At 70.4% G+C, this 22,575-nt stretch carries 26 protein-coding genes; 12 read left to right on the forward strand and 14 right to left on the reverse strand.

Features of this window, described 5'->3' with window-relative positions; all coding sequences use genetic code 11:
- Nucleotides 1-21: 21 nt before the first annotated feature.
- Together NLF94_RS19015 and NLF94_RS19020 are read right to left on the reverse strand one after the other, a co-directional pair.
- Complete coding sequence (locus NLF94_RS19015; protein ID WP_254839213.1) at nt 22-729, reverse strand: helix-turn-helix domain-containing protein; 708 nt, start codon at nt 727-729, stop codon at nt 22-24.
- Nucleotides 730-835: 106 nt separating this feature from the next.
- The gene (locus NLF94_RS19020) at nt 836-2,407 is read right to left on the reverse strand and encodes a class I adenylate-forming enzyme family protein (protein WP_254839214.1); all 1,572 of its coding nucleotides are present in this window, start codon (nt 2,405-2,407) and stop codon (nt 836-838) included.
- 223 nt (nt 2,408-2,630) lie between these two features.
- On the opposite strand from NLF94_RS19020, the gene NLF94_RS19025 reads away from it, so the two are divergent.
- From NLF94_RS19025 to NLF94_RS19050, 6 genes are all read left to right on the forward strand, one after another.
- Complete coding sequence (locus NLF94_RS19025; RefSeq protein ID WP_254839215.1) at nt 2,631-3,506, forward strand: SDR family oxidoreductase; 876 nt, start codon at nt 2,631-2,633, stop codon at nt 3,504-3,506.
- A 59-nt stretch (nt 3,507-3,565) separates the two neighbouring features.
- On the forward strand, nt 3,566-4,063 hold the full coding sequence (locus NLF94_RS19030; RefSeq protein ID WP_254839216.1) for a peroxiredoxin family protein: 498 nt from the start codon (nt 3,566-3,568) through the stop codon (nt 4,061-4,063).
- 105 nt (nt 4,064-4,168) lie between these two features.
- The gene (locus NLF94_RS19035; protein ID WP_254839217.1) at nt 4,169-5,947 is read left to right on the forward strand and encodes a MutS-related protein; all 1,779 of its coding nucleotides are present in this window, start codon (nt 4,169-4,171) and stop codon (nt 5,945-5,947) included.
- A 297-nt stretch (nt 5,948-6,244) separates the two neighbouring features.
- Nucleotides 6,245-7,288, forward strand: coding sequence for a metal ABC transporter substrate-binding protein (locus tag NLF94_RS19040; RefSeq protein WP_350355889.1), 1,044 nt, complete (start codon nt 6,245-6,247; stop codon nt 7,286-7,288).
- A complete protein-coding gene (locus NLF94_RS19045; RefSeq protein WP_254839219.1) occupies nt 7,285-8,157 on the forward strand; it encodes a metal ABC transporter ATP-binding protein in 873 nt (290 codons plus the stop codon). Before NLF94_RS19040 ends, NLF94_RS19045 begins: the two co-directional genes overlap by 4 nt.
- Nucleotides 8,154-9,248, forward strand: a complete 1,095-nt coding sequence (locus NLF94_RS19050; RefSeq protein ID WP_254839220.1) for a metal ABC transporter permease — start codon at nt 8,154-8,156, stop codon at nt 9,246-9,248. The genes NLF94_RS19045 and NLF94_RS19050 overlap by 4 nt, the downstream gene beginning before the upstream one ends.
- 65 nt (nt 9,249-9,313) lie before the next feature.
- Here NLF94_RS19050 and NLF94_RS19055 read toward each other — a convergent pair whose 3' ends face one another.
- Genes NLF94_RS19055 through NLF94_RS19085 form a run of 7 tightly spaced genes read right to left on the reverse strand, consistent with a single transcriptional unit; the run spans nt 9,314 to nt 12,495 of the window.
- Nucleotides 9,314-9,526: a hypothetical protein gene (locus NLF94_RS19055; protein WP_254839221.1), complete on the reverse strand. Its 213-nt coding sequence runs from the start codon at nt 9,524-9,526 to the stop codon at nt 9,314-9,316.
- Nucleotides 9,523-10,146 (reverse strand): J domain-containing protein, encoded by a 624-nt coding sequence (locus NLF94_RS19060; protein ID WP_254839222.1) that lies wholly within the window; start codon nt 10,144-10,146, stop codon nt 9,523-9,525. Before NLF94_RS19060 ends, NLF94_RS19055 begins: the two co-directional genes overlap by 4 nt.
- Before the next feature lie 47 nt (nt 10,147-10,193).
- The gene (locus NLF94_RS19065; RefSeq protein ID WP_254839223.1) at nt 10,194-10,946 is read right to left on the reverse strand and encodes a proteasome assembly chaperone family protein; all 753 of its coding nucleotides are present in this window, start codon (nt 10,944-10,946) and stop codon (nt 10,194-10,196) included.
- A 57-nt stretch (nt 10,947-11,003) separates the two neighbouring features.
- On the reverse strand, nt 11,004-11,180 hold the full coding sequence (locus NLF94_RS19070) for an RNA-protein complex protein Nop10 (protein ID WP_254839224.1): 177 nt from the start codon (nt 11,178-11,180) through the stop codon (nt 11,004-11,006).
- Nucleotides 11,181-11,981 carry a translation initiation factor IF-2 subunit alpha gene (locus NLF94_RS19075; RefSeq protein WP_254839225.1) on the reverse strand — a complete coding sequence of 267 codons (801 nt, stop codon included), beginning with the start codon at nt 11,979-11,981 and terminating at the stop codon, nt 11,181-11,183.
- 56 nt (nt 11,982-12,037) lie between these two features.
- Entirely contained in the window at nt 12,038-12,211 is a 174-nt protein-coding gene (locus NLF94_RS19080; protein WP_254839226.1) for a 30S ribosomal protein S27e, read from the reverse strand.
- A 2-nt stretch (nt 12,212-12,213) separates the two neighbouring features.
- Entirely contained in the window at nt 12,214-12,495 is a 282-nt protein-coding gene (locus NLF94_RS19085) for a 50S ribosomal protein L44e (RefSeq protein ID WP_254839227.1), read from the reverse strand.
- 122 nt (nt 12,496-12,617) lie between these two features.
- Between NLF94_RS19085 and NLF94_RS19090 the strand changes: the two genes are divergently transcribed.
- The 5 genes from NLF94_RS19090 to NLF94_RS19110 all read left to right on the forward strand — a co-directional run bounded on the left by NLF94_RS19090 (nt 12,618) and on the right by NLF94_RS19110 (nt 15,768).
- Nucleotides 12,618-13,577: a hypothetical protein gene (locus tag NLF94_RS19090; RefSeq protein WP_254839228.1), complete on the forward strand. Its 960-nt coding sequence runs from the start codon at nt 12,618-12,620 to the stop codon at nt 13,575-13,577.
- A 78-nt stretch (nt 13,578-13,655) separates the two neighbouring features.
- The gene (locus tag NLF94_RS19095) at nt 13,656-13,922 is read left to right on the forward strand and encodes an HAH_0734 family protein (protein WP_254839229.1); all 267 of its coding nucleotides are present in this window, start codon (nt 13,656-13,658) and stop codon (nt 13,920-13,922) included.
- Nucleotides 13,919-14,374 carry a hypothetical protein gene (locus tag NLF94_RS19100; RefSeq protein WP_254839230.1) on the forward strand — a complete coding sequence of 152 codons (456 nt, stop codon included), beginning with the start codon at nt 13,919-13,921 and terminating at the stop codon, nt 14,372-14,374. The genes NLF94_RS19095 and NLF94_RS19100 overlap by 4 nt, the downstream gene beginning before the upstream one ends.
- Before the next feature lie 70 nt (nt 14,375-14,444).
- The gene (locus tag NLF94_RS19105; protein ID WP_254839231.1) at nt 14,445-14,639 is read left to right on the forward strand and encodes a cold-shock protein; all 195 of its coding nucleotides are present in this window, start codon (nt 14,445-14,447) and stop codon (nt 14,637-14,639) included.
- 199 nt (nt 14,640-14,838) lie between these two features.
- Nucleotides 14,839-15,768 carry a hypothetical protein gene (locus NLF94_RS19110; RefSeq protein ID WP_254839232.1) on the forward strand — a complete coding sequence of 310 codons (930 nt, stop codon included), beginning with the start codon at nt 14,839-14,841 and terminating at the stop codon, nt 15,766-15,768.
- A gap of 15 nt (nt 15,769-15,783) precedes the next feature.
- On the opposite strand, the gene NLF94_RS19115 is transcribed toward NLF94_RS19110, so the two are convergent.
- The 3 genes from NLF94_RS19115 to purN form a co-directional block, all read right to left on the reverse strand.
- Nucleotides 15,784-16,905 carry a pyridoxal phosphate-dependent aminotransferase gene (locus NLF94_RS19115; RefSeq protein ID WP_254839233.1) on the reverse strand — a complete coding sequence of 374 codons (1,122 nt, stop codon included), beginning with the start codon at nt 16,903-16,905 and terminating at the stop codon, nt 15,784-15,786.
- Nucleotides 16,906-16,947: 42 nt separating this feature from the next.
- On the reverse strand, nt 16,948-17,097 hold the full coding sequence (locus tag NLF94_RS19120; RefSeq protein WP_254839234.1) for a hypothetical protein: 150 nt from the start codon (nt 17,095-17,097) through the stop codon (nt 16,948-16,950).
- Between the two features lie 466 nt (nt 17,098-17,563).
- Nucleotides 17,564-19,135 (reverse strand): phosphoribosylglycinamide formyltransferase, encoded by a 1,572-nt coding sequence (purN, locus tag NLF94_RS19125; protein ID WP_254839235.1) that lies wholly within the window; start codon nt 19,133-19,135, stop codon nt 17,564-17,566.
- A 207-nt stretch (nt 19,136-19,342) separates the two neighbouring features.
- On the opposite strand from purN, the gene purB reads away from it, so the two are divergent.
- Nucleotides 19,343-20,728: an adenylosuccinate lyase gene (gene purB, locus NLF94_RS19130; RefSeq protein WP_254839236.1), complete on the forward strand. Its 1,386-nt coding sequence runs from the start codon at nt 19,343-19,345 to the stop codon at nt 20,726-20,728.
- A gap of 43 nt (nt 20,729-20,771) precedes the next feature.
- Here the strand turns inward: purB and NLF94_RS19135 are convergent, their stop codons facing one another.
- Nucleotides 20,772-21,176 (reverse strand): PaaI family thioesterase, encoded by a 405-nt coding sequence (locus tag NLF94_RS19135; protein ID WP_254839237.1) that lies wholly within the window; start codon nt 21,174-21,176, stop codon nt 20,772-20,774.
- A gap of 81 nt (nt 21,177-21,257) precedes the next feature.
- Entirely contained in the window at nt 21,258-22,502 is a 1,245-nt protein-coding gene (lysA, locus tag NLF94_RS19140; protein ID WP_254839238.1) for a diaminopimelate decarboxylase, read from the reverse strand.
- Nucleotides 22,503-22,575 lie beyond the last annotated feature (73 nt).

A 22,575-nucleotide genomic window follows, 5' to 3' on the forward strand; every position in this document is an offset into this window, starting at 1 on the left:
AGTAAACGCTTCCGCCCCTCCTCAGCGGTCGTCGACGTGTTCCAGCGCCTCGACGAGGCTCCGGAGCACCTTCTTCTCGCCGCGGCGCATGTTCTTCGAGACGGCGGTCGTCGAGACGTCGAACTCGTCGGCCAGCGTCGACAGCGTCGCCTCGCGGGGGTTGTCGAAGTAGCCCGCTTCCGCAGCAGTGCGGATGGTTTCCTCCTCGACGGCCGACAGCGACCGACAGGCGTCCAACATTGCGGTCGCGGCCTCGGCGTTGGTCATCACGTCGAACAGCTGGTCGAGTTCGAGATCCGACCGCGCGAGCACCTCGTAGTCGTTGTTCTTGTCGAGTTCGTACAGCGTCTCGTCGGCGGTGCCGCCGTCGTCGAAGCCGACCTGCCACTGCTCGGAGCCGTCCTCGATGTGGAACGGGCCGGTGATGTAGCCGCCCTGCTCGTGGATGGTCGTCATCGCGTCGGTCTGTTCGATGACCGCGCGTATCGTCGCGGTGTCGCCCCGGCGGGTGAACAGCCCGTAGTCGGTCATGTTCTCGTGGTCCCGCAGCGCCGACAGGCCGTTGTCCAGGGCCCCGCGGTCGGCGCCCTCGACGACGAGCCGCGTCTCCAGTTCCTCGGCGGCCGAATCGAGCTGCCAGTGCATCGTCGAGAACGTCACCTCGTGGTCGACGGTGGTGTCGATGAAGGGGCAGTCGAACTGCTCCATCTCCATGGTGACGTCTAACATGAGTTCCCTCTTTCGCGTCCACGTACATAATCGTTCACCACGGTTCAGCCCCGCTCGTCGGGTTTCTCGCCCCCGGTTCGGCCCCCGAACCCGCCCGCTCGCCCGGTCACGGTTCCGTCCTCCCCGTCGGCCCGAACCGCTCCTCGACGGCGGCCCGGTCGACCGTTCCGGGACCGTTCGTCGGCAACTCCTCGACCACCTCGAGTGCGGTAGGCACCGCGTACTCGGCGACGCGGGTGGCGAGGAACGACGCCAGTTCCGCGAGCGTCAGCGACGCCTCGCCGACGACGACGGCGTGGCCGACCGCGCCCAGTCGCTCGTCGGGGACGCCGAAGACGACCGCCTCCTCGACGGCCGGGTGGTCGGCGATGGCGGTCTCGACCCGCCGGGGGTAGACGTTCTCGCCGTCGGTGACGAACATGTCGTCGGTCCGGCCCTCGACGTGGAGGTAGCCGTCGGCGTCGACCCGCGCGAGGTCCCCCGTCGAGACCCAGGCGCCGAAGGTGTCCTCGTCGGGCGACCCCCAGTAGCCGGCGGCGGCGGCCGGTCCCGCCAGTTCGAGTTCGCCCACCTCGCCGGGACCGAGCGGCTCGCCGTCCCCGTCGACGACCCGGGCGTCGACGCACATCGCGGGTACGCCGACGCTCTCGGCCTTCTCGGCCGGGGCGTCGGTCGGCATCACGAAGTCGTTCGGCCCGCACTCGGTGAGCCCGTACCCCTGCGAGAAGTCGACGCCCCGGTCCCGCCAGGCCTCGATGGTCGGCAGCCGGCAGGGACCGCCGCCACTCTTGACGAACCGGAGCGTCGAGAGGTCCGTCTCGTTCCACTCGTCGTGGCGGGCCATCGCGCCCAGCGTCGTCGGCGTCCCGACCAGCACCGTCGACGGCTCCCGCTCGACGTCGTCGAGGGCGGCGGCCGGGCCGACCTCCCGCCGCAACAGCACCGTCGCCCCCATCTGGAAGAAGGGCAGCGTCAGGACGTTCCAGCCGCCGGTGTGGAACATCGGGAACACGATAGGCGTCACGTCGTCGGGGCGGATGCCCCACGAGACGACGGTGTTGTAGGCGTTCCAGTGTATCGAGCCGTGGTCCAGCACCGTCTCCTTCGGCGTGCCCGTCGACCCGCCCGTGTGCAACAGCAGGTGCGGGTCCGAGAGGGCGGCCTCGACGGTCTCGACGTCGGTCCCGTGGTCGGCGGCGGAAAGCGGGTCGTAGCGGTGGTCGCGGTCGGTCGGCAGCGACCGGACGACCGGGTCGGCGTCGGTCCGCCGGAGGGCGTCGATGAGGTCGGTCTCGAACGGCGTCTCGACGACGACGACGGCAGGGTCGACGTCGCCGAAGACGGCGGCCAACTCGCGCTCGGCCAGCCGGTGGGACAGCGGCGCCAGGAGCGCCCCCGTCTTGGCGGTCCCGAAGAACAGGTCGACCAGCTCGATTCGGTTCCGCGACAGCACCGCCACCCGGTCGCCGGTCTCGACGCCCAGCGAGCGGAGCGCGCGGGCCGTGCGGCTGGCGCGGTCGTCGACGTCCGCGTAGGTGTAGGTCGCCCCCTGGGCCGGCTCCTTCACCGCGATTCGGTCGGGCGACAGCGCCGCCCGCCGGCCGCTGGGGTCGCCGACCCACTCGTAGGCCCGGTCGCCGTGATCGTGGGGGACCGCCCGCCCGCCCGGTTCAGACATGCCGGCCCGCCGGTCGTCTCGGCCGCCCCCCGCCGTTCCGTGGCACAGTTCCCGATACACCGGTCTCCTCGCGTCTCATGTCCACCTCCTTTCGGCCATCGGGCATCAAACGCCGGATTCACATATCAACCCCCGGTTCTCGGCGGCGGGTTCTCGCCCCCGACGGTCGGTGGTTCGCATGTCAACCCCGGAAGCCATACCGCTCGGCGTTCCACACCGTGGTATGAGTTCGGAACCGGACGCGAGCGACGGCGAGCTTTCGCCGCCGCCGATCACCGAAGAGCGGGTGCTGACGCTCGACGACGAGCGATTCACGACCGACAACGTCGCCGTGGTGACCGGCGCGGCGTCGGGTATCGGGCGGGCGACGGCCATCGCGCTGGCGGTCAACGGTCTCACCGTCGTCGGCCTCGACGTCGACGAGGCGGGTCTGGACGGGACCGTCGAGCGGGTCGAGGAACTCGACGCCGACGGCCGGGCGGTCGCCGCGGCCGCGGACCTGACCGACGACGGAGAGACCGAGGCGGCAATCGAGGCCGCGAGCGAGGAAGGGCAGATCCGCTATCTGGCCAACATCGCCGGGATGCAGCACATCGCCTCCCTCGCCGAGTTCCCGATGGACGTCTACGACACCATGAGCGGCGTCATGCTGCGTGCGCCGTTCCTGCTCTCGAAACTCGTGATGCCGCACGTCCGGGCGACCGAGGACGGCGTCGGCGCCATCGGCAACATGTCGTCGGTCCACGGCCACTACGCCACGCGGGACAAGCCGGCCTACATCACCGCGAAGCACGGCCTCAACGGACTGACGCGGGCCATCGCCGCGGAGGGCGACGGGACGCTGCGCGGCTTCTCGATCAGCGCCGGCTACGTGCTGACGCCGCTGATGGCCGACCAGATAGCCGACACCGCCGAGGAGCGCGGTATCACCGAAGACGAGGTCGTCGAGGACGTCATGCTAGGGCAGGCCCGCACGAAGGAACTGATGATGCCCGTCGAGGTGGCCAACCTCTTCGTGTTCGGCTTCTCCTCGCACGCCAGACACCTCAACGGCGGCGACCTGCTGTTCGACGGCGGCTACACCAAGACCTACGAGTAGCGTCGGAGGTCCACGCCGCCGACGCCAACGGCTTTGTGCCGGCGGCCCCTCCTCGTACTATGCCCACGAAGGCCGTCGACTTCTCGCTGCCGAACGTCGCCGCCGGGCCGGACCCGTACACGCTCGCCGAGCGCCCCGACGACGTGGCGTTCGTCGTCCTGTACCTCCAGCGGGACTACCACTGTACGAACTGCCGAAAGCAGGTGCAGGCGCTGGCCGACCACGTCGAGGCGTTCCGCGAGCGGGCCGCCGAGGTGGTCTCGGTGCTCCCCGAACCCGTCGAGCAGGCGGCCGAGTGGCAGGAGCAGTACGACCTGCCGTACCCACTTCTCGCCGATCCCGAGGCGGAAGTCGGCGACGCCTACGACCAGCCGGTCCGGTTCGGCCTGCTGGGGAAACTGAGCGACTTCTTCGGCCGGATGCCGGAGGTGGTCGTCGTCGACCGTCGGGGTGAGGTGCCCGAAATCGCCTGGAGCTACGCGGGACGCTCGACGTTCGACCGACCGGAGGTCGAGGAGGTGCTCGCGGCGCTGGACGAGTTGCGGGCGGGCAACTGAGCGCGAGCGCCGGCGACGACGGCCGTCGGGAGGACCCGCAACCGGCGGCGTCGACGGCAGCCGCCGACCACCGAAGCTAACTACCGCCTGCGCGATGTGGTCCGCATGGAACTGGAGGCCTACTGGGGGGTCGGGCCGAAGACAAAGGCGACGCTGGAGTCGGCCATCGGCCGGGAGGCCGCCGTCGACGCCATCGAGACGGGCGACGTCTGGACGCTCGTCGACGCGGGCGTCGACCGCCACCGAGCGACGCGCATCCTCCGCCGGGCACGCAGCGCCGACGGCATGGACCTGCTGGCGACCCGCGACGCCAGGGCCGTCTACAAGGAACTCATCGAACTGGCGGCCGGCTACGCCGTCAACGACGACGCCGCCGGCCGCATCCGGACGCTGACGCCGCTGACCGACGGCGACGAAATCGAAAGGCGCCTCGATGCCGTCGAGACTGCCGCCGAGACGTGGGCCGCCCTGGACGAGTCGACCCGAGAGGCGGTCCTCGCGGCCTTCGAGGAACACGACCCCGCCGAGGGCGGCCGGCTCGCGGCGGTGCGGGCCGTCGTCGCCCTCGACGAATCGGGCGCGTCGGGTCCGGCCTTCGAGCCGATCGTCGACCTCGACGCCGACCGGCTGGCCGACGCCGCGACGGCGCTGGCGGCGCTGGAGGACGGTCGCCTCGGCAGCGGCGCCGACGACGAACTCGACCGCCTCCGGGCGGCCCGCGAGGCCGTCGACACGATGGCTGCCAGCGCCCCGTCGCTGGTCGAGGAGTTGCGCTCGGAGGGCGTCCGCGACACAGCAGGCTTCCGGGAGGGACTGGTCGAGCACCTCCGCACCGAGACGGCGGTCGACCCCGCCCGGGCCCGCGAGGCGATGGCGACCGAGGCCGCCGACGCGACGGCCTTCGTTACCGAGACGCTCCGGGCGCTCCGGGCGGACCTCGACGCGGCCGTCGAGGAGCGGGCCGCGACGGTCCGGGAGGACCTGGAGGCCGACATCGAGGCCGCCGGCGAGGACGTCGACCGGGCCCGGCGTGCGGTCGCCCGCGTCGGCCGAGACCTTTCGCTGGCCCGCTTCGTCGAGGCGTTCGACCTCGTCCGGCCGGGACGGGCAGACGGCGATCCGGGGACGCTCGCCGTCGCGGGCGCACGAAACCTCACGCTCTCGGCGGCCGGCGAGTCCGTCCAGCCGGTGACCTACGCCCTGGGCGACCACGAGTTCGGGGCGCCGGACGGCCAGCAGGTCGACCCGCCGAGCGGCCAGCAGGTGTCGGTGCTGACCGGCGCCAACAGCGGCGGCAAGACGACGCTGCTGGAGACGCTGTGCCAGGTCGAGATCCTCGCCCACATGGGGCTACCCGTCCCGGCGGAGTGGGCGACCGTCTCGGCCTGTGACCGCATCGTCTTCCACCGGCGACACGCCAGTTTCAACGCCGGCGTCCTCGAGTCGACGCTGCAGTCGGTCGTCCCGCCGTTGGTCTCCGGCGACCGGACGCTCATGCTCGTCGACGAGTTCGAGGCCATCACCGAACCCGGCCGCGCCGCCGACCTGCTATACGGCCTGGTGAACCTGACCGTCGAGGAGGGCGCCCTCGGGACGTTCGTGACCCACCTGGCGGACGACCTCGAACCGCTGCCGGAGACGGCCCGCACCGACGGCATCTTCGCGGAGGGGCTGACCGACGACCTGGAACTGGAGGTCGACTACCAGCCACGGTTCGGCGAGGTGGGCCGCTCGACGCCGGAGTTCATCGTCTCCCGACTGGTCGCAAACGCCGACGACCGGAGCGAGGCGGCCGGGTTCCGGACGCTCGCACGGTCGGTCGACACCGACGTCGTCCAGCGAACCCTCTCGGCGGTCGAGTGGGGGGACACGGAGGGCGAGTGAGACGGGCGGCGCCGGGGCCGTGCCCGCGAGGATTCCCCCGAGAGACGAGCCGACAGCCGCCCGTGGCCCGGCGGCTGTCGACCCGGGGCGACGAATTAGATGTGTCTAATCTATAGTTTAGACCAGAACTGTTATTACTTTGTGCGGGTCACTATCCGGGTAAGAACGTATGTTTGTCGAGCGGCCCGGGTCACCGAAACGGACCCAGCGACGAGGACGCGACGGAGAGACCGCACCCGGCGGAGTGTGGGGACGCGACGGAGGGACGGACGCGTGACGGCGCCGGATCGGGGACCGATAACGCGACGGGAGGCCCTCCGCGTCGGCGGTGCGGCCGCCCTGGCCGGCGCGGCCGGCTGTACCGCCCTGCCGAGCGCGCCGGTGCAGTCGGGCGACGACGAGGGCGGCGGTCCCGTCGCCGTCGCCTCCTTCTTCAGCTTCTTCGACTTCGGCCGAAAGATCGCCGACGGCACCCCGTTGACGGTGGAGAACCTGGTACCGACGGGCTTCCACGGCCACGGGTGGGATCCGAACGCGCGGATCACCCAGCGCATCATCGAGGCGGACGCGTTCGTCCACGTCGGGGAGGACTTCCAGCCGTGGGCCGACCGCGCCATCGAGACCATCGAGGGCGACGACGTCGACACCGCGCTCGTCAACGTCCGGGAGGGAATCGACCTGGTCGACCTCGCGGCGACGCTGGACCGCGACGAGGAGGGCGTCGGCGAACAGCGCGGCAAGGACCCCCACTTCTGGCTGGACCCCCGGCGTGCCAGGCGGTCCGTGGACAACATCGCCGAGGGGTTCGCCGACATCGTCCCCGAGCACGCCGACGCGTTCCGCGACAACGCCGAGACCTACAAGACCGACGTCCTCGACCGCATCGACGCCGACTACGCCGCCATGTTCGACCGCGCAGACCGAGACATCGTCCAGCTTGCGGCCCACAACGCCTTCCAGTACATCGGGGTCCGCTACGGCGTCCGGATGCGACCGCTGGTGACGAACCTCGCCGCCAGCGGGGACGTCAAACCGGCGGACATCCGGGAGGCTGCCCGCGTCATCCGGGACAACGACATCCGCTACATCGCAAACGGCGTCTTCGAGAAACAGGACCCCGCCCAGACGCTCGTCCGCGAGACCGGCGTGGAGGCGTACTTCCCCGTGACACCGTACGCCGGCGTTCGGGAGGAGTGGGTCGCGGAGAACTGGGGCTACGAGGAGATCGCCTACAACATCAACATGCCCACCTTCGAAATCGTGCTCGGCAACGAGACGCCCGAGGCGGCCGCTCCCTCGCCGGAGTGGCTCGAACAGTGGCGGAACTTCGATTCGATATGAGCAGCCAGGACACGGGGACGGCGACGACCGACGAGGCGGCCAGCGGCCGCACCGACGAGAGGCTCGACGCCGCCGACACCGACGCCGACACCGACGCCGCGACCGATACCGACCGCCCCGGGACGCCGAGCGACCCGGTCGTCGACCTCGCGGACGTGACGTTCGGCTACACCGCGACCCCGGTCGTCGAGGACGTCTCGCTGACGGTCGACCGGGGCGAGTACGTCGCCATCGTGGGGCCGAACGGCTCCGGGAAGTCGACGCTCATGCAACTGATGCTCGGGCTGCTCGAGCCCGACCGCGGGTCGGCCCGGCTGTTCGGCGAGCGAGCCGACCGGTTCGACGACGGCGAACGGCTCGGCTACGTCGCCCAGACCGCCAACGCCGCCAAGGAGATGCCCATCACCGTCCGCGAGGTCGTGAAGATGGGTCGGTTCCCGCACGTCGGGTTCGGCCTGCTCTCGGGGGAGGACTGGGCCATCGTCGACGACGCCCTCGAGACGGTCGGGATGAGCGCCTTCGCCGACCGCCGCATCACGGAGCTGTCGGGCGGCCAGCGCCAGCGGGCGTTCATCGCCCGCGCCCTGGCGAGCGAGGCGGACCTGCTCGTCCTCGACGAGCCGACCGTCGGCGTCGACGCGGAGTCGGTCACCGCCTTCTACGACCTCCTGGCGTCGCTGAACGCCGAGGACATCACCGTCCTCCTCATCGAGCACGACCTCGGCGCGGTGGTCGAGCACGCCGACCGCGTGGTCTGTCTCAACCGCGAGGTCTACTTCGACGGTCCCACCGACGAGTTCGTCGACAGCGACGCCCTCGCGCGGGCGTTCGGTACCGAGGCCCGGTTCCTCTCGGAGGTGAACCGATGACCGCCGCGGCGGCGCTCGTGGCGGCCGCGGTCGGCCTGGTCGACCCCACGCTGCTGGTGGCCCCCACGTCGCTTCTGGCCCCGCTGCAGGGCGCCCTCGACGCGGTCGGGGAGGCGGTGTTCGCCCTGCTCCTGCTGGTCCTCGACCAGTGGTACTGGCTGATGGACTGGCTCTACTACTTCACCGGGCTGGAGATGCTGAACCCCCAGTATCGGTTCATGCACCGTGCGCTCCTCGTGGGGCTCTGCATCGGTGTGATGGCGCCGCTCATCGGCACCTTTCTCGTCCACCGACAGCTCGCGCTCATCGGGGACGCCCTGGCCCACACCGGGTTCGCCGGGGTCGCCGTCGGCCTGTTCCTGAACGCCGTCATCGACCTCGGGGTGTCGCCGTACCTCACCGCCGTCGTCGTGGCGATGATAGCCGCGCTGTTCATCGAACTCATCTCCGAGGTGACCGACGCCTACAACGACGTCTCGATGGCCATCGTCCTCTCGACGGGGTTCGCGCTCGGCACGACGCTCATCAGCCTCAACGCGGGCGGACTCGCCGTCGGCGTCAACCAGTTCCTCTTCGGCAACCTGGCGACGGTGTCCCCGGAGAGCGCCGCCATCCTGCTCGTGCTTTTCGCCGTCATCGTGGTCACGGTTGCGGTCACGCGCAACCAGCTGCTGTACGTCACCTTCGACGAGACGGCGGCCGCCGTCTCCGGCATCCCCGTCAACTGGTACAACCGCGTGATGGTGATGCTCACCGCGATGGTCGTCGTCGGCGCGATGCAGATCATGGGCGTCATCCTCGTCGCCGCGATGCTCGTGGTCCCGGTCGCCGGCGCCACCCAGGTCTCCCGGAGCTTCAGCGAATCGCTCTGGGTGTCGGTCGTCCTCGCCGAACTCGCGGTCCTGCTGGGCATCGCCGTCGCCTACTACACTGGCGTCACCGCCGGGGGCGTCATCGTCCTCGTCGCCGTCGGCATCTACGTCGCCGCGGTCGTGCTGGGCAAACTCCAGAACGTCCGCGGGACGGCAACCACGCCGGAGGTGGGTGCCATCGAGGCCGACGACACCGAGGTCGGTACGAGAAGCGATTGACGGTCCCGACGGGCGGTGCCGGCGGGCGCCCTGCCGGCCCGGAACCCCCTGCCCGTGACCTCACCTCACTCGACGCCCTCGCGCCGCTTCGCTCGCTGCAGCGCCTCGTAGTAGGTCGCGGCGTCGGCCTCCCGGACGAAGGTCGCCAGTTCCTCGTGGCCGAGGTCCAGAGCGGCGAACCGCGCGCCCATGTAGTTGTGTTCGTCGTCGAGAGCGCCGGCGTCGAGGACGTCCCGGAGCTGTCGGACCACCTCGTCGGTGATGTCGACCCGCGTCACGAGGCATACCTCCGGGCGGCGTCGTAGGCCTCCTGTACCCGCTGGAACTCCTCTTCGTCGCCGCCCTGGTCGGGGTGGACCTCCTTGACGCGCCGGCGGTAGGCGCGCCGGACGGCCTCCTCGTCGGCGCCGCTCGACAGGCCCAGCACGTCGTAGGCGGCGTCGGCGGCCCCGACCCGTTCCTCGCGGCCGGCGGGGTCCTCGGGGCCGAAGGAGAGTTCGGGCGTCTCGAAGGGGAGTCGGTTGCCGAGCGCGACCCCCGGCATCTCGTGTTCGGCGAGGATGACGTGGGTCGGCGCCCGCTCCAGCGCCAGGAAGGTACGGGCGTCGAAAGTGACGGCGACGTCGCGGTGCGGGAGGAGGAAGGCGACGCGGTTGCCGGCGACCTCGGCGTCCTCGACGAACCGCTCGTCGATGCGGTTCAGGTACTCGCGTATCTCCGTGCGGCGGATGGCCTCGGTCGAGCGCCCCGACTGTCCTCCGCCGGCCGACTCGCCGCGGTCGGGGAAGAGTCGTCGGGCGACGAGGAAGGTGACGGCGACGACGACGCTCACGAGGACGCCGGCGGCGACGCCGAGATACAGCCAGCGGGGCAGCGACACGAACGGTTCGACGACCACGGCTACGCTTGGGGCGAATCGCTTAAGAGATTGTTGGAGGCGGGCACTCAGCCGATGTACCGTAGGTCCTCGTCGCTGGGCGCGGAGGCGCCCTGCTCCATCTGCTGGATGCGCTCGACGACCTCCTGCATCTCCTCGGCGCGGTCCTCGAGGGCGTCGTAGCCCACGTCGAAGCCGACCGCCTCCTGGAGGACCTCGAGCACCGCACGGGCGCTCTGTGGGTCGACGAGGTAGCCGCTGGTCTCGCCCATCAGGCAGGCCGCCTCGAAGCCGCGGCGCTCGCCCAGGCCGAGAAGCAACCCGGAGATACCGACGATGCCGCCGGCGGGTTCGTTCTCGCGGAACTCGACGCCGACGGTCTCCAGGTCGTCGACGAACGCGTCGGTGGTCGCCGCGCCGACGACGTCCGGCTCCTCGACGAGTTCGCCCGTCGGCACGCCGCCCATGGCGAAGATGCGCTCGACGTCGAACGCCTCGGCGACGTCGAGAAAGCCCTCCGTCAGCCGATAGTGGCCCGGGCCGTCGCCAGCCTGGTGGTCGCCGGTCAGCACCAGCATGTCGCGGTCGGCGTCGCGGACCGCGTACACCTCCGCGGAGGCCAGCGTCGTCCGGCCGTCCTCGACGGTCACCTGCGGCGGGAAGTGCTCGGAGTAGACCCGCCGGACCAGTTCGGCGTCGAACTCCTCGAGGAGGTGTTCGGCGGCCAGTTTGCCGACGTGGCCGACGCCCGGCAGTCCCTCGACCAGCACCGGCGCCTCGAGGTCGGGGTCGGCCGGCGCCTCGATGTCGAATGCGTCCATGCGAACCACTGGGACCCGGACCGCATAAGAACACGGCGATGTTTCAACAGACCGAACTCAATCGCGCCGTCGCGCCCGCCGCCGGTACTCCCCGTAGGGGTCCTCGGGGTTGTACGGTGCCGGCGCGCTGTTGACGGCGTCGGCACCGCACTCCGGGCACGTCTCGCCGAGGGTGTAGACCGGCGCCTCGTGGGCGGTCTCCCACGCCGAGCAGACCCGGATGTCGGACTTCATCTACTCCTCGTCGGTGCGGCGCTCGCGGTGGAAGTCGGCGGTGCCGCCCGTGGCCTCGATGGCCTCGCCCGCGCGGTCGGCGCTGGCCTCCAGTTGAGACTCGGCGGTCTTGTAGTTGGGCGCCTTCACGCGGATGCGGTACTCGGGGGCGCCGACGTAGGTGACCTCAAGTTCGACCTCGTCGGGCACCTCGCCGTTGCCCTCGGCGGCCTCCAGCGCCGCCCGGACGTCCTCGACGCCGTCGGCGCCCGGCGCCTCCAGGTCGACGTAGCCCGTCACCGTCACGTACGGGACGGAGACGTTCTCGCGGGCCGTCTCGACGATGGCGTCCAGTTCCTCGTCGTCGAGGTCGGTATCGTCCAGCGCCTCGGGACCGTGGATGGCGGCCTCCTCGAAGCCGTCGTACAGCGTGCCGTGGGCCTCGATGAGTTCGTTGGCGACTCGGCGGAACGTCTCGTCGTCGACGTCCTCGCCGAAGGCGATTTCCATCCACTTGTCGGCCTTCTGGTCGTTCTTCCACTCCTGGACCTTCTCGGAGCGCTGGTGGTCGTTGACGTCCTTGATGGAGAGGTCGACCTGCTGGGCGTCCTCGTCGACCTCGAGCACCTTGCAGACGACCATCTGGTCTTCGTTGACGTGGTCGCGGACGTTCTTGATCCACCCGGAGGCGACTTCGCTGACGTGGACCAGCCCGCGTTTGTCTTCGTACTCCTCGAGGTCGACGAACACGCCGAAGTCCTCGATTTCGTCGACGCGACCGACGACGAGTTCGCCCGGCGTGGGCCAGCCACTGTATTTCATACCCACTGTTACCCGTGTGACGAGAATAAAAGCTCCGTTCGCCCGCCGGTCGGTCGCTATCGGGCCTCGACCGTCTCGAGGACCTCGCCGTGAATCTCGGCCTCGCCGCCCGTCGGCGTCACGAGCGTCGAGCCACAGACCGCACAGTCGACGACGCTGGCGGCCTTCCCGAAGACCACCTGCTCGTTCTCGCAGTCGTCACACCGGACGGTGAAGAAGTTCCCCGCCATCGTCACTCCTGGAAGGTGAGTCGACCGGCGCGCCATCCCTCGCGGAGGTGGGCCTTGCCGCACTCGCTGCATCGGTACTTCAGGTCGGTCTTCTTGGTGGGCTTGTCGCCACCGGGAACCTTGGAGAAACGCCCGGCGTTGCCGATGACGGCCTTCCCGCGACGGGTGCGGCGGGCGTCCCACTTGGTGCCCGAGGAACGGCCCGAGCGGACCTTCTCCACCTCGTGTTCGTGGTGGGTATGGCAGTGCGGACAGTACGTGTTGAACCGGCGTGGCATCTCCATAGTTACCGACCGATAACGCGTCGTGGGTTAAAACGGGTTTGGTTTCACCGCCGGGGACGGCCGCCGGCACCCGACGGTGTGGCACCCGAAGACACTTCATGACGGGTGGTGACGGCTGCACCGTGTCGAGACCGACTGCCCTCCCGGCGCTGGCGCTCGTCGCCCTCCTCCTCGCGGCCGGTAGCGGGGTCGCGGCGCCACCGCCAACCCCCGTCTGTGAGATATGCGGGGAAGCCTTCCACGAGAACGTCACCGCGACCGACGCGACGCTTCAGGTCCGCGAGGACGGCGACGTCCGCTGGCGCGTCGAGAACGAACTGACCGAACCGACCGCCGGCGAGTGGCGCGAGAACCCCGGGCGAGCCGAAACCCGGGTCGAGGACGCCCTCGACAACCGGTTCAGGCCGCCGGTGAACCCCACCGACCCGACCGTCGAGATCGAGGACGGCACGCTCACCATCGAGTTCGTCGACCGCGGCGCCGCCCGACAGCGCCTCGGCCTGCTCGTGGTGCCGTACCTCAACGGCGAGGGGAGTACGACCAACTACGTCATCAACGCTGACGAGTTCGTCGTCGCGGCACCCGACGGACAGCGAATCGTCAACGAGCCGTCCGGCGCGACCGTCGAGGACGGGCGGGCCGTCTGGACCGGCGTGGCGGCGACCGACGGGGACGACGAGCGCAGCGCCGCCTGGCAGGCGCCCGAACCGGGCGAAACCTACGTCGTCGCCGGGTCGGGACCGACGGCCGGCGCCCGGAGCGCGGTCGTGACGACGCTGGAACCGCTCGACCCTGGACTGTACGGGCGGTACGCGCTGGGGCTGCTGTTCGTGGTGCTTGCGACCTACGGAATCTACCGGCTCGAGGGGACCCGGCTCCCCCGGCGGTCGGTCGCCGGCGGCATCGCGCTGACCGTGGTCCCGTACGTCGCCGCCGTCGCGGCGATTCATCCGTGGTGGCCCCGCGGCCTCGGCGCGCTCGTCTTTTGGCCGCTGCTCGGCCTCGCGATCGTCCTGCTGCCGGCCGTCGGTGGTGGCGTGCTGTACGCGCGGGCGGCGGCCGCCGACCGCCCCGCGAGGTGAACCGCAAGGCGAACGACCGCGCCCGTCGCGTTCCCGCCCTTCGAAGCGCTTAACCCGGACTCCGCCGAAGGCCCGCCCATGCAGCGGCTCATCATCCACGGGGACCCCGGCATCCGGAAGGACGCCGTCATCGAGTACGACGGCGAGGAGTACGTCTGCTTCGGCGTCTCCCGGCAGGGCGAGTGGCACGGCCCCGACCGGCCCCAGCTGTGGTGTACCATCGGCAAGGAGGAGGAACGCGAGGACTTCGAGCGGCGCAACTTCGTCCCGATGCACATGCCGGTCGACGACGTCGACGCCGACGCCATCGAGGTCCTGAAGGCGTCCGGCGACCTGGCAGTATGAGCGCGCCCGGCGGTCGGGCGACCCCGACGCTTCTCCGGTCCGGTCTCGGAATCGCGGTACTCGGCGTCCTCGCCGGCGCCCTCTCGACGGTCGGGGGGTTCCTGCCGCTCCTGCTCGAAGGCCCGCCGGGTCGGATTCGCTCGGCCGCCGCCGCCCTCTCCGTGGTCCTGTTCCTCGTCGCGCCGGTCGGCGTGCTCCTCGTCGGCTACTGGACCGGCCGTCGCCTCGACGTCGGCGAGACGTGGGCCCGCGTGGCCGGGACGTTCGGGGTCGTCGGCGCCGTCGCGTCGTTCGCGGCGGCGTTCCTCGTCACGACGTTTGCGCCGGTCGCCCCGATGCGGGGCCCCGGCGGCGGTGGCAGTGCCGTCGCCGTCAACTCGGTCCTGCGCGGGGTTCGCTTCGCGCTCGCCGGCCTGGCCGGCGCCGCCGTCGCGCAGTTCCGCGCCGGCTAGGGGGACCGACCCCCGTGTCAACGCGACCCTCGGAAGACGTATACGTCCCCTCCCCCTCGCTCTACTCGCAATGGCAAACGGCACGGTTGACTTCTTCAACGACACTGGCGGTTACGGTTTCATCTCGACTGACGACGCTGACGAGGACGTGTTCTTCCACATGGAGGACGTCGGCGGCCCGGACCTCGAGGAAGGACAGGACATCGACTTCGACATCGAGCAGGCCCCCAAGGGCCCCCGCGCGACGAACGTCGTTCGTAACTAACTGCGGATACGGTCGGCCGCGGTCGCGCGACCGATTTCGTTCTCAGTTTTCGGACAGCAGAACACCGACGAGTCACGACGCCGCACGGGATTCCCGATTGCGACTCCGGTCCCGAACCGACGCCGTAGCGGACGCCTCCGTCCGTTCCGGCCGGCGCCCATCGAAAGATTAAAATTCGAAAATATAGAAGCAGGAATAAATGAGGCGTCGAAGGCTGCTCCAGGGGTCAATAGGGGTCGTCGGTGCCCTTGCGGGATGTGTCGACCGTTTCACTCCCGGTGCAGGCTCGGATGCTCGCGCCTGCCCGTCGACGGTCCCACGGGTCGAGAACGCGGACTACGACGGCGAGTTCGAGATGAACTGTCATCGCCCGGGCGGGTCGACGCCCGACGGGTCGGGGACGGCGCTGACCGCCGACGACCGGTCGGCGTCGCTTCCGGACGCGGACATCGCGTTCACGCTGACCAACGGTCGGGACCGCCACTTCGACACGAACTTCTACGACTGGAGTCTCCAGAAACGCGCCGACGGCGAGTGGCACGGCGTGGTCGCCAGACGGGTGCCCGCGGACTCCGAATCGTCGCTCGCCCCCGGTGACTCGCACGCGTGGTCGGTCTCGATACGCAACGAGGACCTCGGGCAGCCGGTCGAGCCCGTCGAGGCCGACGAGTCGCCGTCCCTGCGGGCTCTCGGTGCTGGAACGTACGCCTTCGTCGTCGCCGGCTCCTACGGCGAGGCGGGCCGGTCGATACGGGACAACCAGCCGTCGGTGGGCTACGCGAGGCCGTTCGAACTGGATGGTGACTCCCTCGAGTTGGTTCCGACGGAGGCCGTCGAGGACGCGACGCGCGACGGCGACACCGTCACGGTGTCCGTCGGCGTCGACGACCCCGAAACCATCACCGTCGAGCGAGGGGTGGACCCGTCGACGCCGGACGACGGCCGCCACACCACCCTCATCACCGAGACGGTCTACGGCCGCCCCACGCTCCGGAACGTCCTGGCACACTTCGAGGAGGGCGTCGAACGGGTCCGGCTTCGCACCGGCGCCACCGCCGGGTCGAGACTGCGCCGGGGCACCACGTTCTCGTACCGGGGAACGACGTACGGCGTGACGAACCGCGAGTGAGCGGCCGCCGTCCCGCTACTGCACCGCCCGCGTCGCCTCGCGCATGATTCCGATGGCCTCCTTCAGCGTCTCCATCCCCACCGCGTAGGAGATGCGGGCGTGGCCGGCGCCGTGGTCGCCGAACGCCTCGCCGGGGACGACGACCACGCCGCGGTCGATGACCTCGTCGACCCAGCCGTCGGGGACGCGGGGCATCGCGTAGAAGGCGCCCTTCGGCGTCGGCACCTCCAGCCCCATGTCCTCGAGGCCGTCCAGCAGGACGTCGCGGCGCTGTTCGAACGCCTCGCGCATCTTCGCGGTGTGGTCCTGCGGGCCGGTCAGGGCCGCCTCGGCGGCGTACTGGGCCGGCGCGGAGGCACACGCCTGGACGTACTGGTGGACCCGGAGCATGCGCTCGATGCGCTCGTGGGAGCCCGTCACCCAGCCGAGCCGCCAGCCGGTCATCGAGTAGGCCTTCGAGGCGGCGTTGACGACGACGACGTTGTCGGAGTCGGCGTAGCTCATCGGCGAGTGGTGCTCGCCGTCGAAGACGAACGGCTCGTACACCTCGTCGGAGATACAGAGGACGTCGTGGTCGTCGGCGATGCGGGCGAACGCGCGCACGTCGGCCTCGCTCTGGACCGCGCCGGTCGGGTTGGCGGGGCTGTTGACGACGAAGGCGGCGGTGTCGTCGGTGATGGCGTCCTCGACGGCCTCGGGCGACATCGTCAGGTCGTCCCGGAGGGCGACGGGCCGGGGTTCGCCGCCGGCGATGTGGGTCAGCGCCTCGTAGGAGACGAAGCCGGGGTCGGGGTAGACGACCTCCTGTCCGGCGTCGACGTGGGCCTCGATGGCGATGTGTAACGCCTCGCTGCCGCCGGCCGTGGCGATGACGTTCCCGGGGTCGACCGAGAAGCCGTTGTCGCGGTCGTGTTTGGCGGCGATGGCATCGCGCAACTCGGCGGTGCCCTTGTTCGAGGTGTAGGCGTCGGTCTCGCCGGCCTCGATGGCGTCGACGGCGGCCTGCCGGGCGTGCTCCGGTGCCGGGAAGTCCGGCTGGCCGAGTCCGAGGTTGATGGCGTCCTCGCCGGCCGCCTCGAACACCTCGCGGATGCCGCTGATGGAGACCTTCTCGACGCGGGCGGAGAACTCCGTCATACTCGGTGTGGTGGCGCGAGTCGGGTTAACTCTGCTGGATACTCACTCCTCGGTTGCCTCCCGGAGTCGGTCGAGGTGCCGCTCCAGGCGCCGCAGCGTCGCGTCGGCGTCGGTGTACCCCTGCTCGTACTCCTCGTAGGCCGCGTCGGCCTTCCGCAGGAACTGCTCGACGGCCTCCTCGGTGTCGGTCATGGACCGTCGTTCGGTCGGCGTCGGGAAAACGGTCGGGGTGTCGTCCCGGTCGGCTTCCGCCGCCGTGGCAGTTCGTGGTCGGATTTGGGCCGGACGCTGGCGCCAGTTCGGCGAACGCGTTTATACCGGATTCACCAACAGTGGACCATGCACCAGCTCCGCGCCAAACTCGCGCTCGCCGGCGTCTTCACGGGCCTCGGGCTCCTGACGCTCGTCCTCGTGGTGACGACGCTGCCGACGCTCGCCTGAGGCCCCGCGACGAAGGGACTCACGTACGAGCATCCGCGAGCGTGCCGACGGCACGCTCGCGGTTCCCGGCGACGAGACGGCGGAGCCGTCGAGTCGCCGTAGCGAGAGCCGACTAACGCGGCCCGGAGGGCCGCGGCTGGAGGCTCTCGCGCATATTTTCCCCACGTTTTTGCCGGCCGCTCGCCGCCGGCGAGCGGCCGTGTAAAAAGTGGGTGTTCTAGTGCTTGAACGCCCGCTGACCGGTGAACGCCATCGCCATGTCGTGGTCGTCGGCGGCCTCGATGACGTCCTCGTCGTTGACGGAGCCGCCGGGCTGGACGACGGCCTCGATGCCGGCGTCGGCGGCCTCCTCGATGCCGTCCGGGAACGGGAAGAAGGCGTCCGAGGCCATCACGGCGCCGTCGGCGTCCTTTCCCTCGGCGTGCTCGTCGGCCTTCATCGCGGCGAGGCGGACGGCGTCGACGCGGGAGACCTGCCCCATCCCGACGCCGACGGTCTCGGTGCCCGTAGCGAAGAGGATGGCGTTGGACTTGACGTGCTTGATGGTCCGCCAGGCGAACAGCATGGTCTCCAGTTGGGCATCGGTGGGTTCGCGGTCGGTGACGACCTCGAGGTCGTCGGCGGTCAACGACTGTCGGTCCCGCTCCTGGACCAGTCGGCCGCCGACGAGATCCGATTCGACGGGCGACGCGGCGGGGCCGTCCAGTTCGCCCACGTCGAGCACGCGGAGGTTGTCCGACTCCCGGAGGACGTCGAGGGCGGCGTCGGAGTAGCCGGGCGCGACGACGACCTCCTTGAAGGAGTCGGTGACGGCCTCGGCGGTGGCGGCGTCACAGGTGCGGTTCAGCGCGACGATGCCGCCGAAGGCGCTCATCGGGTCCGTCGACAGCGCGTCGTCGTAGGCCGCCGAAAGCGAGTCGGCGACCGCACAGCCGGCGGGGTTGGTGTGCTTGATGACCGCCGCGGCGGGGTCGTCGAACTCCCGGATGAGGTTCAACGCGCCGTCGGCGTCGTTGTAGTTGTTGTACGACAGCGCCTTGGCGCCCTCGTTCAACTGGTCGGCGCCGACGACGCTGGCCTCGTCGGCCGAGCCGTCGGCGTAGACGGCGGCCTCCTGGTGGGGGTTCTCGCCGTAGCGCAGCGCCCGGTCGCGGTCGTCGCTCCCGAGACGCCGGGCGGGGAACTGCCCGCCGTCGTCGCCCTCGACGGACACCTCGCCGTCGGCGACGGTCACGCGGTCCTCGGTGAACCACCGCACTGCACGCGGGTAGGCGCTGAACTCCGCCTCGTGGAGGACCCGCTCCTTGAGGTCGTCCGTGTCGTCGCCCTCGTAGACCGGAACGGGTTCCTGGGTGACGATGGGACCGCCGTCGACCGTCTCGTCGACGACGTGGACGGTACAGCCGGTCACCGAGACGCCGGCCTCCAGCACCTGCTCGTGGGCGTCCATCCCGGGGAACGACGGCAGGAGCGACGGGTGGACGTTCAGCGTCGTCGGGGCGTCGTCGAGGAACTCCTCGGTGAGGATGCGCATGTAGCCGTCCAGACAGACCAGGTCGACGTCGTACCCCTCGAGTCGCTGGAGGATGCGGCGCTCGTGTCGCTCCCGCGGCTCCTCGTCGTCCTTCTCGACGACTTCGGTCGGAATTCCCCGCTCGGCGGCACCCGAGAGCACCGGGGCGCCCTCCTCGTTCGTGAGCACGACGGCGAACTCGACACCGCCCGGTTCCGTGTCGGCCAGATGCAACAGGTTCCGGCCGCGGTTCGAGGCCATTCCGGCTATTTTCATACACGAGATGGGCTCCGCCGCCGCAAAAGGAGTTGCGGTTGCGGTCGTCGGAATACCCACGGACGTGGGTATAAGCGGTCGATGAAACGGCTTCCAGCCGCCGTCTGTTCATGTACGTGTATCATCGCCGCGAATCCCCGAGCGCGGTCGGACGATCCGGGTCGGGCAAGCGACACGCTTTTTCGCCGGGTCTCCCCACCCTCGGGTATGACCGACCGGGGCCCACTGGAGGCCGTCTCGCCGCTGGACGGCCGGTACGCCCGTTACACGGAACCGCTCGTGGAGTACGCCAGCGAGGCGGCGCTGATGCGCGCCCGCGTCCGCGTCGAGGTCGAGTACCTGCTCGCGCTGGCCGACCTCGAGGCGACGCCGCTCGCGCTGGACGACGACGCCCGCGCCGACCTGCGGGCGCTGTACGAGGCGTTCGACGCCGACGACGCCGACGTGATAAAGCGCCTGGAGACGGAGGGGTACGGCGACTACGAGGCGACCAACCACGACGTCAAGGCCGTCGAGTACTTCGTCCGGATGGCGCTGCCCGACGAGGAGACGCAGGGGCCGTGGGTCCACTTCGGACTGACCAGCGAGGACGTCAACAACCTCGCCCACCGCCTGCTCGTGAAGCCGGCCGTCGAGACGGTGCTGGTCCCCGCGATCCGGGAGGTGCGGGACGACCTCGCGGACGCCGCCCGAGAGCACCGCGACCTGCCGATGTTGGCCCGCACCCACGGCCAGCCGGCGACGCCGACCACCTACGGGAAGGAACTGGCCGTCTACGCCTCGCGGCTGGGGCGGGCGCTCGGCCGGCTGGAGGCCGCGAGTGCCGACCTCTCGGGCAAACTGGCCGGCGCCTCCGGCACCTACGCGGCCCACCACGCCGCCTACCCCGACGTCGACTGGCGGGCCTTCGCCGAATCGTTCGTCGCGTCGCTCGGCCTCGAACACGAACCGCTGACGACGCAGGTCAACCCCTGTGACGACCTTGCGGCCGTCTTCGACGCGCTGCGCGGCGTCAACAACGTCCTCCGCGACCTCGACCTCGACGTGTGGCTCTACGTCTCGGACCGCTACCTCGGCCAGGAGACCGTCGACGGCGAGACGGGGTCGTCAACGATGCCGCACAAGGTCAACCCCATCGACTTCGAGAACAGCGAGGGCAACCTGACGAAGGCCAACTCGGATCTGAACTTCCTGGCCGACTACGTCACCACCTCGCGGCTCCAGCGGGACCTCTCGGACTCGACGGTCAAGCGTAACATCGGCGCGGCGCTCGCTCACTGTCTCATCGGCTACCGCAAGACCGCCGCCGGCCTCGAGAAGGTGACGCCCAACGAGGGCGTCATGCGGGAGGACCTGGCGAACAACCCCGAGGTCATCGGCGAGGCCGTCCAGACGGTCCTCCGGCGGGAGGGCGACACCGAGGCCTACGAGCGCATCAAGGAGTTGACTCGCGGCCGGCGGGCGACGCTGGAGGAGTTCCGGGAGCTGTTCGAGGACCTCGATGTCGAGGAGTCGGTTCGGGCGGAACTGCGCGCGCTCACGCCGGCCGACTACACCGGTCTCGGCGCCGAGTTGGTGGACGAACTGGACTGACCCGCGGGTCGACCGACACCACGGACCCCGACCGTCGGCACCGCTACCGGTCGATGTGCAGCGACACGCGACCGACCGCGACCGTCTCGTCGTCCTCGGCCGAGGATACGTCCACGCGGACGACGCCCGTCGAGCCGCCGGTCCGAACGACCGACCCCTCGGCCGTCAGGTCGCCGGTCGCCGGACGGACGTAACTGACGTTCAACTCCGTGGTGGCGTGCGGCGTTCCGCCGGGGTCATCGAGCGTCGTTCGGAGGGTCGCGCTGCCGGCGTGGTCGACGAGCGTTGCGACCACGCCCCCCTGCAGGAAGCCGGTCCCCGGGTTCCCGAGCGATTCGTCGTACGGCAACGAGAGGCGAACGTACCCCGTCCGCTGCTCCTCGATCACGAGCCCCAGGTCCCGGAGGTGCTCGTGCTGCTCGAGCATCCGGTGGTTGACGTCGGTCATGGACCGGCTTCGGCGCCGGGCCACGATAAAACGTGCGGCGTCACGCGCCCGGGTGGAGGCGGTGATCGGCCGTCCTGGCGGTCACTCGACGCCGGGCGCCTCGTCCTCCAGCCGCGTGAGGTCGTCGAACGTCTCCCGCCGGCGCGTCACGCGCTCGTCGTCGCCCTCGATTGCGACCTCGGCGGGCCGGGGCTGGGAGTGGAACTGGCTGGCCAGATCGATGCCGTAGGCGCCGACGTTGCCGACCGCCAGCAGGTCGCCCGCCTCCGGGCGGGGGATCGGCCGGTCGGTACAGAAGACATCGGCGCTGGTACACAGCGGGCCGCCGACGCTCGAGGCGACCGGCTCGCGGTCGGGACCGGTCACGTTGCGGACGTGGTGGTAGGCGTCGAACATCGCCGGCCTGATCATGTCGGTCAGCCCGGCGTCGACGCCGACGACGCGTGTCCCGGGGGTCTGCTTGATGGTGTTGACCCGGGTCAGGAGCGCCCCGGCGTCGGCCACGAGGTACCGTCCCGGCTCCAGCGCGACCGTCGCGTCGACGCCCGCCGTCACCTCCCGGATCATCGCCGCCGCGGCCTCGAGGTCCAGCGGGTCCGCGTCGGGCCGGTAGGGAACGCCGAATCCGCCGCCCAGGTCGAGGAACTCCAGGCCGCCGACCCGCTCGGCGAGGTCGGCCACCTTCCGGAGGGCGCGGCGGTGGTCCTCGAGGTCGTCGGCGAGGACGCCGCTGCCGACGTGGGCGTGCAGACCCACGAGGTCGAACCGCTCCCGTGCCGCCTCGGCGACGCGTTCGACCTCGTCGTAGGGCAGGCCGAACTTCGCGTCCTTGCCGGTGGCGACCTTCTCGTGGTGGCCCGTCCCGATGCCGGGGTTGACCCGGAGCGCGAGCCGGCCGTCGAAGCCGCGCTCGGCGAGCCGATCCAGCGTCATCTCGGCGCCCGCCGTCACCGTCAACTCGGGGGTGTCCGCCCAGAGGTCGACCGCGTAGTCGAGGTCGCCGTCCGGCGGGTTGACGGCGGTGTACTGGAGGTCCTCGGCGGCGACGCCGGCCGCCAGCGCCCGGTGGAGTTCCCCGGCGGCGGCACACTCGACGTCGGCACCGGCGTCGTACAGCGTCCGTATCACCGCCCGCCCGGTGTTGGCCTTGGCGGCGTACATGACGTGGGCGAAGTCGAAGGCGGCCTCGAACCGGACGAAGTTCTCCCGAATTCGGTCGTGGTCGGTCACGTACAGCGGCGTGCCGTACTCGTCGGCGAGCCGCTGGAGCCGGTCGTCGTCCCAGTCGGCGAGGCGCCTGACGGCCGGCGAGGCGGTAAGACTCATTACCGGAGGATGGGCGGGCCGGATAACAAGACTGTCGCCTCGGACCGAAACGCTTGGGCTCGTCGAGCGCCCA

The sequence above is a fragment of the Natronomonas marina genome, assembly GCF_024298905.1.
Taxonomy (GTDB): domain Archaea; phylum Halobacteriota; class Halobacteria; order Halobacteriales; family Haloarculaceae; genus Natronomonas; species Natronomonas marina.

Coding starts and splice junctions, on each gene's coding strand:
- NLF94_RS19015 (WP_254839213.1), bottom strand. CDS start 729: ATGTTAGACGTCACCATGGAGATGGAGCAGTTCGACTGCCCCTTCATC.
- NLF94_RS19020 (WP_254839214.1), bottom strand. CDS start 2,407: ATGTCTGAACCGGGCGGGCGGGCGGTCCCCCACGATCACGGCGACCGG.
- NLF94_RS19025 (WP_254839215.1), top strand. CDS start 2,631: ATGAGTTCGGAACCGGACGCGAGCGACGGCGAGCTTTCGCCGCCGCCG.
- NLF94_RS19030 (WP_254839216.1), top strand. CDS start 3,566: ATGCCCACGAAGGCCGTCGACTTCTCGCTGCCGAACGTCGCCGCCGGG.
- NLF94_RS19035 (WP_254839217.1), top strand. CDS start 4,169: ATGGAACTGGAGGCCTACTGGGGGGTCGGGCCGAAGACAAAGGCGACG.
- NLF94_RS19045 (WP_254839219.1), top strand. CDS start 7,285: ATGAGCAGCCAGGACACGGGGACGGCGACGACCGACGAGGCGGCCAGC.
- NLF94_RS19050 (WP_254839220.1), top strand. CDS start 8,154: ATGACCGCCGCGGCGGCGCTCGTGGCGGCCGCGGTCGGCCTGGTCGAC.
- NLF94_RS19065 (WP_254839223.1), bottom strand. CDS start 10,946: ATGGACGCATTCGACATCGAGGCGCCGGCCGACCCCGACCTCGAGGCG.
- NLF94_RS19070 (WP_254839224.1), bottom strand. CDS start 11,180: ATGAAGTCCGACATCCGGGTCTGCTCGGCGTGGGAGACCGCCCACGAG.
- NLF94_RS19075 (WP_254839225.1), bottom strand. CDS start 11,981: ATGAAATACAGTGGCTGGCCCACGCCGGGCGAACTCGTCGTCGGTCGC.
- NLF94_RS19080 (WP_254839226.1), bottom strand. CDS start 12,211: ATGGCGGGGAACTTCTTCACCGTCCGGTGTGACGACTGCGAGAACGAG.
- NLF94_RS19085 (WP_254839227.1), bottom strand. CDS start 12,495: ATGGAGATGCCACGCCGGTTCAACACGTACTGTCCGCACTGCCATACC.
- NLF94_RS19095 (WP_254839229.1), top strand. CDS start 13,656: ATGCAGCGGCTCATCATCCACGGGGACCCCGGCATCCGGAAGGACGCC.
- NLF94_RS19100 (WP_254839230.1), top strand. CDS start 13,919: ATGAGCGCGCCCGGCGGTCGGGCGACCCCGACGCTTCTCCGGTCCGGT.
- NLF94_RS19105 (WP_254839231.1), top strand. CDS start 14,445: ATGGCAAACGGCACGGTTGACTTCTTCAACGACACTGGCGGTTACGGT.
- NLF94_RS19110 (WP_254839232.1), top strand. CDS start 14,839: ATGAGGCGTCGAAGGCTGCTCCAGGGGTCAATAGGGGTCGTCGGTGCC.
- NLF94_RS19115 (WP_254839233.1), bottom strand. CDS start 16,905: ATGACGGAGTTCTCCGCCCGCGTCGAGAAGGTCTCCATCAGCGGCATC.
- NLF94_RS19120 (WP_254839234.1), bottom strand. CDS start 17,097: ATGACCGACACCGAGGAGGCCGTCGAGCAGTTCCTGCGGAAGGCCGAC.
- purN (WP_254839235.1), bottom strand. CDS start 19,135: ATGAAAATAGCCGGAATGGCCTCGAACCGCGGCCGGAACCTGTTGCAT.
- purB (WP_254839236.1), top strand. CDS start 19,343: ATGACCGACCGGGGCCCACTGGAGGCCGTCTCGCCGCTGGACGGCCGG.
- NLF94_RS19135 (WP_254839237.1), bottom strand. CDS start 21,176: ATGACCGACGTCAACCACCGGATGCTCGAGCAGCACGAGCACCTCCGG.
- lysA (WP_254839238.1), bottom strand. CDS start 22,502: ATGAGTCTTACCGCCTCGCCGGCCGTCAGGCGCCTCGCCGACTGGGAC.